Raw genomic sequence first — 14042 nt, forward strand, 5'->3', positions numbered from 1 at the left:
CGTGCCGCCCGTCCTCGACTGCGAGGGGGTGTCCGCGGCGTACGACTCCACCCTCGTCCTCCGAGACGTCGACCTCACCGTCGAAGACGGCGAAATCGTCGGCGTCATGGGGAAGAACGGCGCGGGGAAGTCGACGCTGATGAAGACGATCATCGGCCTGCTCGAACCCGCTTCCGGCGTCGTCCGCTACGAGGGGACGGATCTCGCGGGGACGACCGCCGACGAGCGCGCGAACGCGGGCATCGGCTACATCCCGCAGGGCCGCGACGTCTTCCCCGACCTCACCGTCGAGGAGAACCTCCTCGTCGGCGAGGGCGTCAACCGCGATCGGGAACGCGACCTCTACGACGCGGTGTACGACTACTTCCCGATCCTCGACGAGCGCCGCACCCAGAAGGCCGGGACGATGAGCGGCGGCCAACAGCAGATGCTCGCCATCGGGCGCGCGCTCGTCGGCAACCCCGACCTGCTCCTCCTCGACGAGCACAGCGAGGGCGTCCAGCCCTCTATCGTCGAGGAGATCAGCGAGAACCTCCGCGAGCTCAACGCCGAGCTGGGGACGACCGTCCTCTTCGTCGAGCAGAACCTCGGCGCGATCCAGGACATGGCCGATCGGTGTTACGCCATGGAACGCGGGCGCATCGTCGACGAAGTCGGTCCCGAGGAACTGCAGGACGAGGACGCCATCGCCTCGTACTTGGCCGTCTAAGGCCCGGGGAGCACGTCCTCGCGCTCGACGGCGTACCGGTAGAGGGTGGCCTCCCCGTCGATGAGGGGCGCTATCTCGGACTGGAACGCGTCGAGGTGCGCGCTGTTCTCGTGGGCGTCGAAGGCCGCCTCGTCCTCGTAGCGCTCGACGATGTGCGCGACGTTCGGCTCCTCTACGTCGGTCGTCACGCGGTAGTCGACGACGCCGGCCTCCGCGCGCGATTCCGCGGCCATCGACGCGAGGACGTCGAGCGCGCGCTCTCGCGTCTCCGGGACGAGCGGGACCTCGGAGAGCGCGACGATCACGACCCGACCCCGGGGTCGTCCCCGTCCCACTCCGGTTTGTTCGGGAACTCCACGTACGCCTCGAGGCGCTCGCGCGCCCGATCCAGTACGGACGAGCCGTGATAGACGAGCCCGACCTCGAACTCGTAGTCGAGCAGCCGCTCCAGATTCCGCTCCGCGGCGACGAGGTCGTGCGAGTAGATCGCTTCGGGGAGGAGGAAGTAGCCGGCCGGGAGGCCGCGTCGATCGGCGCCGATGACCGCGTCGCCGAGGATGCCGAGGTCGCGTCCCTCGTCGACGAACGCGTAGTTGTCCGGCTTGTGCCCGGGGACGTGGACGGCCTCGAAGCCCGCGACGTCGTCCCCGTGACCGTAGCGCACGTCCGGGGGTGTGGCGACGTCGTCCGCGACGTCCGACTCCCGCGGCACGTACGTCTCGACGTCGAACGCGTCGACGACGGCGTCGTATCCGCCCACGTGGTCGAAGTCCGCGTGCGTGACGACCAGCCGCTCAACCTCGACGCCGAGGCCTCGGAGCCGCTCGATCAGCGTCTCGTTCGTCTCGGCCGGACCGGCGTCGAAGAGCGTCGGGCGCTCGCCGGTCACGACGTACGCGCGGAAGTAATCGCTCCCGTCGGGCCCGAGCCGGAGTTCGCGGACGCCCTCGGCGGGCGAGCGCACCCCGTCGCTCCCGGTCTCGGTCGCGGATCGTCTCTGATCGGGCGCGTCGGCCGTCGGCGGTCGATCGGTCATCTTCGACCGGCGTCTCCACACGGACGCGGATAAGCGCTTTCCACGTACTGTTGGGTACTGGACCAAACAATCCGTATCCGTCCACCGTCCGGGGGTGACCTTATACAATATGTGTTGGTTATACCCGTGGTCATCGACCAAACCCGACCCCACTCCTATGCCTCCAGTTGGTGGATATAAGAGAAAAGCCTTTCAGTAGAAAACAAAACGCATAGAATGCGCCAATATGGATGGCAAAACAGAACCAAAAAAGAATATAACAAATAGAATGGGCACTTCAAGGCGGTCGTACCTGACCGGTGCGGCGGGGAGCGCGTTCGCCCTCACGGGACTCGCCGGCTGTCTCGGCGGTGGCGGCGGATCGGGCTCCTCGACCGAGACGACGGTGACGCCGACCGAGGACGACCCGCTCGTCGTCTCCGTCTTCGGGGGCGTGTTCAAGGAGGTCCTCGACGAACACCTCATTCAGCCCTTCCGCGAGGAGACGGGGATCCCGGTGGAGTCCCAAGCACAGGGCGGTGCGGCGAACGTCCTGCCGAAACTCGAGAGCGCCGTCCGCGGCGGGAACGCGCCCGTCGACGTCGCAGACATGTCCGCGATCGGGACTCTTCGCGGTCGTCACTCGGACCTCTGGATGTCGTGGTCCGACGACGAGTTCGACAACGTCCCGAAGGTCTCAGACGACCTCATCACCCGCGCGAGCGACAGCGACGAGATCATCGGCGTCGGCTCACAGGCCTGGTTCATCAACCTCGTCAGCAACACGGAGGTGCTCGCCGACCCCCCGACGTCGTGGACGGCTCTCTGGGACTCGCAGTACGAGAGCCAACTCGGGCTCTTGACGCCCGCACAGACGAGCTTCCTCCTCGACATCACGGCGGCGACGCACTTCGATGGAGAGGACCTGCTCTCGACGAAAGACGGTATCACGCAGGTCTTCGAGAAGCTGGCGGCGGTCAAACCGCAGTCCAGTCTCTGGTACACGAACGAGGCGAACTTCGAGGCGCAGCTCAAGAGCGGCGACGCGCCCGCCGGCATGCTCTACAACGACGTGACGGTGGTGATGGAGGAGAACGGGGCTCCGGTCACCTCGACGTTCGTCGACGAGGGGTCGCTCCTCGACAGCGGTCGGTGGGTCGCCCCGCGGACGAGCGACAAGCGCGGCGCGATCGTCGAGTTCATCGACTACGCCTCCCGACCCGAGGTCCAGGATACGGTCTCGCGGAACCTCTACACCGCGCCGACGGTCGAGCAGCAGCACTCCTCGCTCGACGACCAGACGTTCGAGAAGATCGTCGGTCCCGGCCTCGATGCGGCGATCGTCCCCAACTACGAGATGTACATCGAGCGCGAGCAGTTCATCAACCAACAGTGGAACGAGCTGATCATCCAGTCGTGACATGACCGGAATCGTTCTCGAAGGCGTCGACAAGTGGTACAACGACGACGTGCACGCCGTCGACGGCGTCTCCCTCGTCGTCGAGGACGGCGAGTTCGTCACCCTCGTCGGCCCCTCGGGGTGCGGGAAGACGACGACGCTGCGGACCATCGCGGGGTTCGAGTCGCCGACCAGCGGGACGGTCGGCATCGACGGCCGCGACGTGACGGACGTCGCTCCGGACGACCGCAACGCCGGGATGGTGTTCCAGGATTTCGCCCTCTTCCCGCACATGACGATCGCCGAGAACGTCGCGTACGGCCTGCGCGTTCAGGACGGCCACGAGGACGTCGACGTCGACGCCCGCGTCGAGGAGATGCTGGATCTGGTCGAACTCCCCGGGACGGCCGACCGAACGCCGGAACAGCTCTCCGGCGGCCAACAACAGCGCGTCGCGCTCGCGCGTGCCCTCGCTCCCCGGCCCGACGTCCTCCTGCTCGACGAGCCGCTAGCGAGCCTCGATAAGAAACTGCGCGAGACGATGCAGGTCGAGATCAAACGCATCCAGCAGGAGACGGATATCACGACGCTGCTCGTCACGCACAACCAGACCGAGGCGCTCACGATGTCCGATCGGATCGCCGTGATGAACGACGGACACCTGGCGCAGGTCGGCCCCCCGGAGGAGATCTACAACGACCCGAACTCCCGGTTCGTCGCCGACTTCATCGGGACCGCGAACGTCCTCGAAGGGACGGTGACGCGCCTCGACGACGGCGTCGCGACCGTCGACTGCGGCGATCACGCGCTCCGGGCGACCGCCGACGAGGTCGCGGGGCCGGGTGACGACGTCTCCGTCGTCGTCCGCCCAGAGCGGACCGCGCTCGACGCGACGGCCGCCGACGGCGGTGCGGACCCGGACGTGAACGCCTTCGAGGGGCGGATCGAACTCCGCCAGTTCATGGGCGATCGCGTCGAGTACCACGTCGACACCGGCGAGCGAACGCTCATCTCGGTGCGCGACGCGGAGAGTCCGGGACTCGACGTCGGCGATCCCGTCGTCGCCAGCGCCCCCGTCGACGACTGCCTACTCGTCGGGACCACGGATGACTGATACGACCCACGTCGACGCCGACGACCGCCGCGCCTTCACCGGGTCGCTCCCGTCGCCGAAGTACCTCGTCGCCTCGTACCCCGTGGCGATGCTCGTGGTGCTCTTCGGCGTCCCGTTCTGCCTCCTGCTCGTCTTCAGCTTCTACCAGAACGTCGAAGGCGGCTACTTCGCGCCGGGGTTCACCCTCGAAAACTACGCTCGCTTCCTCACGAGCGACCTCTACCTCGGTCGGACGCTGTTCACCTTCGAGGTGTCCGTCGCGACCGCCTTAGCGTGTCTCGTCCTCGGCTACCCGCTCGCGTACTACCTCGCGCGCCTCGACGGCGGCTTCCGCCGCCAAGCGTACCTGACGACGGTCGTCTCGACCCTCTGGCTGACGTTCATCATCCGCGGCTACGCGTGGCAGGTCCTGCTCGGCGAGCGCGGGATCGTCACGCGCGCGCTGGCGGCGCTCGGTCTCGTCCCGTCCGGGGAGGCGCTCACGCCCGGCCTCGGCGCGCTCCTGGTCGGGATGGTCTACGTCTTCCTCCCGTTCATGGTGCTCTCGCTCTACACCACGATCAAGGACATCGACCGGAGCCTCGAGGAGGCGTCGCGGAACCTCGGCGCGGGGCCGGTCACGACGTTCCTGCGCGTGACCCTCCCGCTCTCGAAGAACGGGATCGCGAGCGGGACGACGCTCGTCTTCATCCTCTCGCTCGGCGTCTACGTCCTCCCCCGTCTCCTCGGCGGGCCGTCGCAGTGGACGCTCCCCGTCCTCATCGGCAATCAGGTCGGCGTCGAGGGGAACGTCCCCTTCGGGGCCGCGATCAGCGTCGTGTTGGTCGTCTTCATCGCCGTCGTCGTCGGCGGCGTCGCGCTCATCGTCCGCGATTCCGATCCCGACCCGAGCGACGCGGAGGTGGAGGCGTGAACACGCGTATCCGGGACGCGATCTGCCGGCTGGCGCTTCGCACGTACGTCTCCGCGGTGCTGGTGTTCATCCTCCTCCCGCTGGTGACGATCGCCGCGATGTCGTTCACCCCCGGCGAGTTCCTCCAGTTCCCGCCCCAGGGGTTCTCGCTCCGGTGGTACCACGAGCTCGCCGCGTCGTCGCAGTGGATGACGGCGCTCCGCAACAGCCTCGTCGTCGCCCTCGGCTCCGCGATCCTCGCGACCACCATCGGCGGGGCGTCGGCCTACGCGCTCTACCGGTACGACTACCGCTTCGGGGCGCTCCTCGCGGGGCTCACGACCGTCCCGACGCTCCTCCCGCCCGTCATCCTCGGCGTCGCGTTCATGACGTTCTTCGTCAGCCTCGGCGTCGTCGGCCAGGTGTCGAACCTCGTCGTCGCGCACGCCGTCTTCGTCACGCCGTTCCCCTTCGTGCTGATCTCGCAGGGGCTCGACGAGGTCGACCGGAGCTACGAGGAGGCCTCGCGGAACCTCGGCGCGTCGCGGCTGACGACGCTCCGAACCATCACGCTCCCGCTCGTCCGAGCGAACGTCTTCTCCGGCGCGCTCTTCGCGTTCATCCTCTCGCTCAACGAGTACATCATCGCGTGGCTCGTCGCCGGCTTCGCGTTCAAGACGATCCCGATCCAGATCTTCACCAGCCTGCGCTACTCCTACTCCCCGATCATCGCGGCGATCAGCGTGGTGTTCATCCTCGCGACCGTCGCCGTGATGTTCGGCATCGACCGGCTCTCCGGGGGGATCTGGGAGTGACGACACGCCCGCACAGGACCGCAACCACCCACCATCGACACACATGAGTCACGAACCCACCGACGCAGCGTACGAATCGCTTCCCGAACTCAGCTTCGCCGGCGCATCGACCTTTCTGAAGGCGCCGTCGGCCGATCCCGAAACGGTCGACGCGGACATCGCCGTCGTCGGCGCGCCCTACGACGGCGCCGTCTCGCGGCGTCCCGGAACGCGGTACGGGCCGAAGGCGCTCCGCGAAGCGAGCGCGTGGTACGAGTACTTCGTCGGCGCGCCCGACGGCGCGTACAACGTCGATACCGAGCGCACCGTCGACTACGGCGAGATCGAGATCCGCGACTGCGGCGACGTTCCCGTCGTCCCCAACGACGTCGATCGCACCCGCTCGCAGATCGAGGGGTACGTCGAGACGGTCGCGGAGCGGGCCTTCCCCGTCGTCCTCGGTGGCGATCACTACTGCACGTACCCGGCGTTCTGCGGGTACGCCGACGCCGTCGACGCCGACGTCGGACTCGTCCACCTCGACGCGCACAGCGACACGACGGACGACAGCGACCTCTACGGCGAGCACTGGCACGGGTCGCCGATGGCGCGCATCGACGACTCCGAGCACGGCGGCTACGAGAACCACGCGATGATCGGCCTCCGCGGGTACGAACGCCCCGCGTTCGCCGATCTCGTCTCGGACGGCGACGTCCACCTCGACACCGCCGCCGACGTCCGCGAGCGGGGGATCGATGCCTGCGTCGCCGACGCGATCGAGCACGCGAGCGACGGCGTCGATCACGTCTACCTCACGGTCGACATCGACGTCACCGACCCCGCCTTCGCCCCCGGGACGGGCACGCCGGAGTTCGGCGGGATCTCCGCCGCCGACCTCTTCCGCGCGATGGACCTCCTCGGCGACTGCGACGCGATCGGCGCGATGGACCTGATGGAGGTCGCCCCGGGCCTCGACGCGAACGAGATGACGCCGATGCTCGGCGCGAACGCCGTCGTCCGCTTCCTGGAGAGTCGATTCCTGTGATCCCGACGGACGGCTCCCCGATCGGCGACACGCCGGCGCTCCTCGTCATCGACCTCCAGCAGGGAGACCCCGAGACCGACGAGGCGATGGTCTCCGACGCCGGCTCCGTCGCGGGCGGCTACGACGCGATCATCGAGCACACGAACGAGCTCGTCGCGGCCGCCCGCGACGCCGACGTGCCCGTGATCTGGTTCAAGGAGCTCCACCGCCCCGACTTCGCGGACTACGGCGCGGAACTCGAGTCCTGCGAGCCGCCACACACTCTCCGCGGGTCGGCCGCCGAGCGGTTGCACCCCGACCTCGACGTCGATGCCGACGGCGACGACCTCCCGCCCGCGGAGTACGTCGTCGAGAAGCGCCGATACAACTGCTTCCACCGGACGGAGCTCGAACACCTGCTGGCGACGTACGACGTCGATACGGTCCTCCTCGCGGGAACCATGACGAACGTCTGCGTCCACTACACTGCCCACGGCGCTCACGAGCGCGAGTACGCCTTTCGCGCCGTCGAGGAGTGCGTCGCCGCCCCGACGGCGGAGCTCCACGAGATCGGCCTCCGCTGTATGCGCTACCTCCAGCCCCGCGGGGTCCGCGGGCTCGACGACGTGACGGGCGCGTTGGCCGACTACGACGGGAACCCGGTCGTTCGGCGCGTCACAGAGACGGGCCGCGTCACGGACGACGTCGGCGCGGTATCGACGGACGTGAGCAAGTAGGGTGCGCGACCCGCTCCAAACGCCGCGTTTCGCCGGCGTCGCGACGTTCATGCGCTCGCCGCACCGCCCCGACTTGGACGGGACTGACGCCGACGTCGCCTTCCTCGGGGTCCCGTACGACGACGCGACGACGTACCGCTCCGGCGCGCGATTCGGTCCGCGCGCGATCCGCGCGGCGTCGACCCTCCTCAAACCGTACAACCCCGCCACGGACACATCGCTCGGCGACCTCTCGATCGTCGACCACGACGACGCGCCGGTCGTCCCCGGCTACACCGAGGCGACCTTCGAGGCGGTCGAGTCGCGCGTCGCGTCCGTGCTCGCCCGCGGCGTCTTTCCGGTTCTCGCGGGCGGTGATCACTCCACGACGCTTCCCGTCCTGCGCGCCGTCGCCGCCGAGCACGGTCCGGTCTCGCTGGTGCAGTTCGACGCCCACGCCGACCTCTGGATGGAGTACTTCGGGAAGCCGTACAACCACGGCACGACCGTCCACCACGCGATCGAGGAGGGGCTGATCGACCCCGAGACGTCCATCCGGATCGGCGACCGCGGCGGCCTCTACGGCGCCGCGGACGTCGAGCGATTCGCGGACGCCGGGATCGACTACTTTACGATGGACGAGTTCGCGGCCCACGACGTCGCGTCGATCGGCGACGCCATCGCTGCGCACGTCGACGGCCCGACGTTCGCCACGATCGACGTCGACGTCGTCGATCCGGCGTTCGCTCCCGGAACGGGGACGCCGATGCCGGGCGGAATGAGCGCGCGCGAGCTCCTGTCGCTCACGCGCGACCTCGTCGGCGTCGACGTCGTCGAGGTCGCGCCGCCGTACGATCACGGCGACGTGACGGCGGTGCTCGCCGCGAACGTCCTCTTCGAGGCGCTGTGCGCGGCGCGCGAGGGCGGGTCGATCGCCTGACTCCTCGGGACGGGGAGAGAGGGAGAACTCGCGTTGCCGCGCCTCACGTACCGCGGCGGAGCGCGCCGACGCCGAACAGCCCGGTCCCGACGGCGACCGTCGCGGTCCCCGCGATCAGCAGTCGGAGGCCGACGACGTGCGGGCCGAAGAAGACGAGGCCGTACGGCACGCGCCCGACGCTGATGAGGCTGTAGCCGGTGAGCATCGTGAGGACGGCGGGCGTGTCCGCGCCCCGATCGCGCATCCGGTCGATGATGGGGTAGACGGCGTACGGTCCGCCGGGGACGAGGCCGGCGACGAGACCGGCGGCAACGACCTCGTGGGCGCTCGCGGACGCGCCGAGGAACTCGGCGAGCCTCTCTTCCGGGAGGAGCTCCCCGATGGCGCTCGCGAGGAAGAACGCGGCGACGATGGTCGTGGCGAGGCTCGTGATCGTCGAGAGCCCGCCCGCGAGGCCGGCCCGGGCGACGCCCGGGTCAGTGACGGCCAGATAACCGTAGAGGATGAGCGTGCCGAGGACGACGACGCGCTGTCCCCACGAGTCGCCGACGAGCACGTCGAGACGACTCACGCACCGATCACCACCGCGATGACGGCGGCGAACGCGACCGTCACGACGACGCCGATGGCGACGCGTGCGGCGACGATCCGCTCCTCGAAGAAGACGAGGCCGTACGGGACGCGCAAGAGCCCGATCCCGCCGTAGCCGACGAGCAGCGCGAGGACGGCCGCCAGTCCCGCGCCGTTGTCCGCGACCTCGGCGATGATGGGGTAGACGGCGTAGGGACCGCCGGGGAGGGCGCCCCCGACGAGGCCGGCGAGCACGACGCCCGGCACGCCCGCGGCACCGCCGATCAGTCCGGCGACGGCGTCTCGCGGGAGGAGTCGGCCGATGGCGCTCGCCAACAGGAGCGCGGCGAGGACGAGCGTCGTGAGCATGCCCAGCGTCTTCGCCCCGCGTTCCGCCGCCGCGCGCGCCGTCGACGGCCGACGTACGGCCAGATAGCCGTAGAGGACGAGCGTTCCGACGACGACGACGCGTTGGCCGACACTCGCGCCGATCAGGAGATCCAGGACCGACATACGGTCGCTGTCGTCCGCGATTCGCTTGTAGGTGGGCGATTCCCTATCCACGCAGACAACATATCTAGTGAAAATATGGGCACAAAAACCTATTTGTATGATGCGTACGTACACAGATTCGAGAACAAGATGTCGAAAAGCCCCTCTGAATCCGAAATCGGTACCACTTCGTCAACTAACGGTGGCGTCCACGTCGCCGCCGTCACCGATCGCGCGGGGCGACAGCTCGACATCACCGGACATCGCGGTGTCCTCCCGGACGGCGACGCGGACGCCCTCGCCGGGATGTACGGGACGTTCGGGTTCGAGGACCGCGCGCAGGGGCTCCCGCCGATGGGGCTCGACGCCGTCCGGTCATGGATCGAACGCCTCGGCGACCTCGGCGCCCAACACGTCCTCGTCGAGCACGACGGCGACCCCGTCGCCCACGCCGTCCTCGTCCCGGACGGCGACGCGCACGAACTCGCCATCTTCGTCCAGCCCGACTATCAGGGCGCCCGCGTCGGGACGCACACGATGGAGGCGCTCTTCGAATACGGCCGCGAGCGCGGCGTCGAGACGGTCTGGCTCCACGTCGAGAAATCCAACGGCCCCGCGGTATCGCTCTACCAGCACTACGACTTCGAGATCACGGAGGAGCGCGCCCTCGAATTCGAGATGGAGCGCGACCTCGCCTGATCGGATCAGACCTCGATGACGACCTTCCCGGTGTGCTCGCCGTTCCAGACGTAGCGGTACGCCGCGGTCGCGTCCTCGAAGTCGAACATCCGATCGACGACCGGCTCGATCCCGTTCGCGTCGATCGCGCGCGCCATCCGGTCGAACGCCGCCCGACTCCCGACGCTCACGCCGCGCACGCTGCTCGCGTTCTCCAGGATCGCGCGCGGCGCGATCTCCGAGTTCGGGTCCGAGAGCACGCCGATGAGGTGCACCTCGCCGTTGTACCGCACCGCTCGGAGCGAGCGTTCGAGCGTGCCCGCCCCGCCGACCTCGACGACGTGATCGACGCCGACGCCGTCCGTCGCCTCCAGGACCGCTTCGTCCCACTCCGGGGTCTCCTCGTAGTTGATCGTCGCCTCGGCCCCGCGGGTCTCCGCGAGTTCGAGTTTCGCGTCGCTGGAGGACGTGACGATCGGGGTCGCGCCCGTCGCGTCCGCGAACTGCAGGGCGAACGTCGAGACCCCGCCGGTCCCGAGACAGAGGACGCTCTCGCCCGCCGTCAGGTCGCCGTGCTCTTCGAGCGCCGTCCACGCCGTCAACCCCGCGCACGTGAGCGTGCAGGCTTCCTCGTAGTCCAGCGACGCCGGCATCCGCGGCGTCGCGTCCGCCGGGAAGACCGCGTACTCCGCGAGCGTCCCCGGTCGGTTCCCGCCTGTCGCCGTGTGCGTCTTCTCCGGCGTCGCCGGGCCGTCCACCCAGTCGGGGAAGAACGGCGCGACGACCGGATCGCCGACTTCGAGGCGTTCGACGTCTTCGCCGACCTCGACGACGTCGCCCGCGCCGTCGCAGAGCGGTATCATCGGATACTCCTCGCCCGGATAGCCGAACTCCGTCGCCGCGATGGCGAGGTCGCGGTAGTTGAGCGAGGCCGCCTCGATCTCCACTAGCACCTCGTCGGGGCCGGGTTCGGGGCGTTCGCGCTCGACGATCTCCAGTCCCTGGAACTCGGGGTCGTGCTCTCGCAGTTCGTACGCGCGCATACGGGACGATGGACCGGACGGGGCTTGTAGCTCCGGGAGGTGTCGGAAACCACCGGCTCTGGTGACCCCCCGAAACCGCTCTCGGAGAGACGTTCGTCCTTTCACGCCCGGGCGCGTCGTACCCGGAGACTCCGAGCGCGTTTCAACAGAGCTAATGATCCGACGACGGGTGGTCTCCATGATGCCCTCCGACGATATCGAGCGGCCACCGGAAGCGCTCGACGTCGTGACGCGCTATCTCAGGCGAGAACGCCCCGTTAGCGCGCTCGTCGTCGTGCTCGCGGTGTCGCTGTTCCTCGGGACGTACCTCGCGACCTCACTGCTACCAGCGGTCGTCGTCGCGGCCGTCCTGCTCGTCACCGCACGCTCTCCAGTCCTTCAATCGAGGGGGACGTTTCGACTCCGAACGGACGCGGAGCGTGACGCGGTCGTCGATGAGTTTACCGGCCCGATCCCGCCCGTGCTCGCACTTCAGTGGGGCGCGGCCGACGAGGTAACCACGGACGACGGCGTCGCTATCTACACCGTCTCGTACCTTTTCGGACTGCGCTCCGTCGCGGTGAGCGTCCGCACGCGAACGGACGCCGCACCAAACGGCGACTGTCTGGTCGAATCAGAGGTCACGGTAAACGCTCAGCCCTGGGCCACGTACACCTCGACGATCGGTGAGACGAACGACCGTACCGTCATCGAGGTTGAATATACCTCGAATCGCCGCTTCGGCCTACGACGCATCCCCCAACAGCTCGTCGCGAACCGGTACCGCGACGACGCGCTCGCGGCGCAGGGATACACCGTCGTTGAGCGAGACGCGCACTTCGGTCTCTGAGCACGACGCCGATCGGTCATCCCTCGGTCAGCGCGACCGACCGACGGTGTGCGTGAACCGGGCGATGGTGCGCTCTCGGCGTCTGTCGGACGCTTCTTTACGGCTTCGACGGAGCCACACTATCACGATCGCCATCGACTCCGGACGAGCGTGGCTCAGCCCTCGGCGTCCACGACGGTGAGTTTGACGTGGTGAACGCCTTCGAGGGGACGGAGGCTGTCGAGGAGGGCCTCGATGCGCTCGCCGTCGCCCTCGACGGCGATGGATTCGAGGCAGAGGTGGTCGCTGAGGTGGACGTGGTGGACGGCGATGATGGTGTCCGCGAAGTCGTGCTGGAGGTCGGTCATGGCCGCGGCGACGCCGCTGTGGTCGTGATCGTAGAGGACGACGACGGTGCCGCTGAGCGCCCCGGCGAGCCCGGTCTGCCGATTGAATTCGGTGACGAACGCCCGGAGCGCGTCGCGCGTCGCCTCCGAGCGGCTCGCGTAGTCCCCCGTCTCCACCACGTCGTCGAGGGTGTCGCGGAGGTCGGACGGGACGGTGACGCTCATTCGTTCGAGGCCGTCGCTCATGACCGGTCGTTCGGTACTGGTCCGGTTAAGCGGTCCGCCTCGTCGCCGCGTGCCCCTACTCGTGGTCGGTCGCGCGGACGACGAGGACGGGGACGTCGGCGCGGCGGAGGACGCGCTCGGTCGTACTGCCGAGAACGGCGCGCGCGGCGCCCTCGCGGCCGTGCGTCCCCATCACGACGAGGTCGATCGCGTTGTCGGCGACGTAGGAGAGGATCTCGTCCGCGGGGTCGCCCTCGGTGATCTCCGATTCGGCGCCGAGGCCGGCGCGGTGGGCCGCCCCCTCGATCGACGCGACGGCGTTCTCGCCCGTGACGCGGAGGTCGTCGTCCGGGAACGCGGCGTCACCGAGGCGCTTCCGGAGGCTCCCATCGACGACGTAGAGCGCGTGGACCGTCGCGCCGGCGCGTTCCGCGATGTCGAGCGCCTGCGTCACCGAATCCTGCACGCCGCCGCTCCCGTCCGTCGGCACGAGCACGTTCTCGTACGTCACACCAGCTCACCCGTAGCGCTTCGTCGCACGGGCGTCCCTTCGCCGTCCCCGATGAAGTAGGTTGGGCTCGCGGCGCGCTCCCGACGCGCCGGTCCCGCCGCGCCCCGGGGCACCCCGAAATCGCCTTGCCTCCGCGGGCGCTAGTCGGGGCGTGCACGATCTGGACGAGACTGACCGGGAGATCCTCCGACTCCTCCACGCGGACGCGCGTCGACCGTACAGCGAGATCGCGGACGAGGTCGGCCTCTCCGGGCCCGCCGTTTCGGATCGCGTCTCGCGGCTCCGGGAGGCGGGCGTCATCACTCGTTTCACCGTCGACGTCGACCGTTCGACGTTCGCGGACCGCGTGGCGTTCCTCGTCGACGTCGCCGTCGACCCCGGTCACGCCACGGACGTCTATGCGGGCCTGCGCGAGGCCGAGGGCACCCAACACGTCTATCGGAGCGCGGACGCGCGCGTCGTCGCGCACGTCAGCCTCCCGAACGCGGACGTCGAGTCGTGGCTGGCGGACGCGCTCGACACGGCCGTCGTCGCCGACTACGACGTCTCCGTTCTCGCGGCCAGCGACTGGACGAACGACCTCGCGGACGCGGATCTCGCCGTCGCCTGCGCGGAGTGCGGGAACACCGTCACGGACGAGGGGACGAGCGCGCGCCTCGGCGGCGAACGCTATCGGTTCTGCTGTCCGACCTGCGAGGCGCGCTTCGTCGAGCGGTACGAGGAGCTCGCGGACGGGATCGACGGATCGGGAGAACCGTAGCCCTC

General features: G+C 68.8%; 18 protein-coding genes. 11 read left to right on the forward strand and 7 right to left on the reverse strand.

The features are described from left to right. Position 1: 1 nt before the first annotated feature. Positions 2-709 carry an ABC transporter ATP-binding protein gene (locus IEX91_RS04325; protein WP_188877310.1) on the forward strand — a complete coding sequence of 236 codons (708 nt, stop codon included), beginning with the start codon at positions 2-4 and terminating at the stop codon, positions 707-709. Here IEX91_RS04325 and IEX91_RS04330 read toward each other — a convergent pair. Continuing rightward, complete coding sequence (locus IEX91_RS04330; RefSeq protein ID WP_188877311.1) at positions 706-1014, reverse strand: putative quinol monooxygenase; 309 nt, start codon at positions 1012-1014, stop codon at positions 706-708. The genes IEX91_RS04325 and IEX91_RS04330 overlap by 4 nt on opposite strands. After that, the gene (locus IEX91_RS04335; protein WP_188877312.1) at positions 1011-1745 is read right to left on the reverse strand and encodes an MBL fold metallo-hydrolase; all 735 of its coding nucleotides are present in this window, start codon (positions 1743-1745) and stop codon (positions 1011-1013) included. Before IEX91_RS04335 ends, IEX91_RS04330 begins: the two co-directional genes overlap by 4 nt. Before the next feature lie 268 nt (positions 1746-2013). Here IEX91_RS04335 and IEX91_RS04340 point away from each other — a divergent pair, with 268 nt between their 5' ends. The 7 genes from IEX91_RS04340 to speB are packed head-to-tail and all read left to right on the forward strand — an operon-like array spanning position 2014 to position 8603. Beyond that, positions 2014-3144: an extracellular solute-binding protein gene (locus tag IEX91_RS04340; protein ID WP_188877313.1), complete on the forward strand. Its 1131-nt coding sequence runs from the start codon at positions 2014-2016 to the stop codon at positions 3142-3144. A 1-nt stretch (position 3145) separates the two neighbouring features. Next, positions 3146-4237, forward strand: coding sequence for an ABC transporter ATP-binding protein (locus IEX91_RS04345; protein WP_188877314.1), 1092 nt, complete (start codon positions 3146-3148; stop codon positions 4235-4237). Further along, positions 4230-5150: an ABC transporter permease gene (locus IEX91_RS04350; protein ID WP_188877315.1), complete on the forward strand. Its 921-nt coding sequence runs from the start codon at positions 4230-4232 to the stop codon at positions 5148-5150. The genes IEX91_RS04345 and IEX91_RS04350 overlap by 8 nt, the downstream gene beginning before the upstream one ends. After that, positions 5147-5944: an ABC transporter permease gene (locus IEX91_RS04355; protein ID WP_188877317.1), complete on the forward strand. Its 798-nt coding sequence runs from the start codon at positions 5147-5149 to the stop codon at positions 5942-5944. The genes IEX91_RS04350 and IEX91_RS04355 overlap by 4 nt, the downstream gene beginning before the upstream one ends. Before the next feature lie 43 nt (positions 5945-5987). Then, positions 5988-6968: an agmatinase family protein gene (locus IEX91_RS04360; RefSeq protein ID WP_188877318.1), complete on the forward strand. Its 981-nt coding sequence runs from the start codon at positions 5988-5990 to the stop codon at positions 6966-6968. Next, the gene (locus tag IEX91_RS04365) at positions 6965-7684 is read left to right on the forward strand and encodes a cysteine hydrolase family protein (protein WP_188877319.1); all 720 of its coding nucleotides are present in this window, start codon (positions 6965-6967) and stop codon (positions 7682-7684) included. Before IEX91_RS04360 ends, IEX91_RS04365 begins: the two co-directional genes overlap by 4 nt. Position 7685: 1 nt before the next feature. Next, positions 7686-8603, forward strand: coding sequence for an agmatinase (gene speB / locus IEX91_RS04370; RefSeq protein WP_229772785.1), 918 nt, complete (start codon positions 7686-7688; stop codon positions 8601-8603). A 43-nt stretch (positions 8604-8646) separates the two neighbouring features. On the opposite strand, the gene IEX91_RS04375 is transcribed toward speB, so the two are convergent. Next, a complete protein-coding gene (locus IEX91_RS04375) occupies positions 8647-9174 on the reverse strand; it encodes a hypothetical protein (protein WP_188877320.1) in 528 nt (175 codons plus the stop codon). Further along, the gene (locus tag IEX91_RS04380) at positions 9171-9686 is read right to left on the reverse strand and encodes a hypothetical protein (RefSeq protein ID WP_188877321.1); all 516 of its coding nucleotides are present in this window, start codon (positions 9684-9686) and stop codon (positions 9171-9173) included. The genes IEX91_RS04375 and IEX91_RS04380 overlap by 4 nt, the downstream gene beginning before the upstream one ends. Positions 9687-9815: 129 nt before the next feature. Between IEX91_RS04380 and IEX91_RS04385 the strand changes: the two genes are divergently transcribed. Continuing rightward, positions 9816-10364, forward strand: a complete 549-nt coding sequence (locus tag IEX91_RS04385; RefSeq protein ID WP_188877322.1) for a GNAT family N-acetyltransferase — start codon at positions 9816-9818, stop codon at positions 10362-10364. A 5-nt stretch (positions 10365-10369) separates the two neighbouring features. Here the strand turns inward: IEX91_RS04385 and IEX91_RS04390 are convergent, their stop codons facing one another. Further along, entirely contained in the window at positions 10370-11386 is a 1017-nt protein-coding gene (locus IEX91_RS04390) for a zinc-dependent alcohol dehydrogenase family protein (RefSeq protein WP_188877323.1), read from the reverse strand. A 181-nt stretch (positions 11387-11567) separates the two neighbouring features. On the opposite strand from IEX91_RS04390, the gene IEX91_RS04395 reads away from it, so the two are divergent. Continuing rightward, the gene (locus IEX91_RS04395) at positions 11568-12215 is read left to right on the forward strand and encodes a hypothetical protein (RefSeq protein ID WP_188877325.1); all 648 of its coding nucleotides are present in this window, start codon (positions 11568-11570) and stop codon (positions 12213-12215) included. A gap of 155 nt (positions 12216-12370) precedes the next feature. Here IEX91_RS04395 and nikR read toward each other — a convergent pair whose 3' ends face one another. Both nikR and IEX91_RS04405 read right to left on the reverse strand, forming a co-directional pair. Then, a complete protein-coding gene (nikR, locus tag IEX91_RS04400; RefSeq protein WP_188877326.1) occupies positions 12371-12787 on the reverse strand; it encodes a nickel-responsive transcriptional regulator NikR in 417 nt (138 codons plus the stop codon). A gap of 55 nt (positions 12788-12842) precedes the next feature. Further along, complete coding sequence (locus IEX91_RS04405) at positions 12843-13277, reverse strand: universal stress protein (RefSeq protein WP_188877327.1); 435 nt, start codon at positions 13275-13277, stop codon at positions 12843-12845. 151 nt (positions 13278-13428) lie between these two features. Between IEX91_RS04405 and IEX91_RS04410 the strand changes: the two genes are divergently transcribed. Beyond that, entirely contained in the window at positions 13429-14037 is a 609-nt protein-coding gene (locus IEX91_RS04410) for an AsnC family transcriptional regulator (RefSeq protein WP_188877328.1), read from the forward strand. The last annotated feature ends 5 nt before the right edge of the window (positions 14038-14042 follow it).

This window comes from Halarchaeum nitratireducens (genome assembly GCF_014647155.1).
Classification (GTDB): Archaea; Halobacteriota; Halobacteria; order Halobacteriales; family Halobacteriaceae; genus Halarchaeum; species Halarchaeum nitratireducens.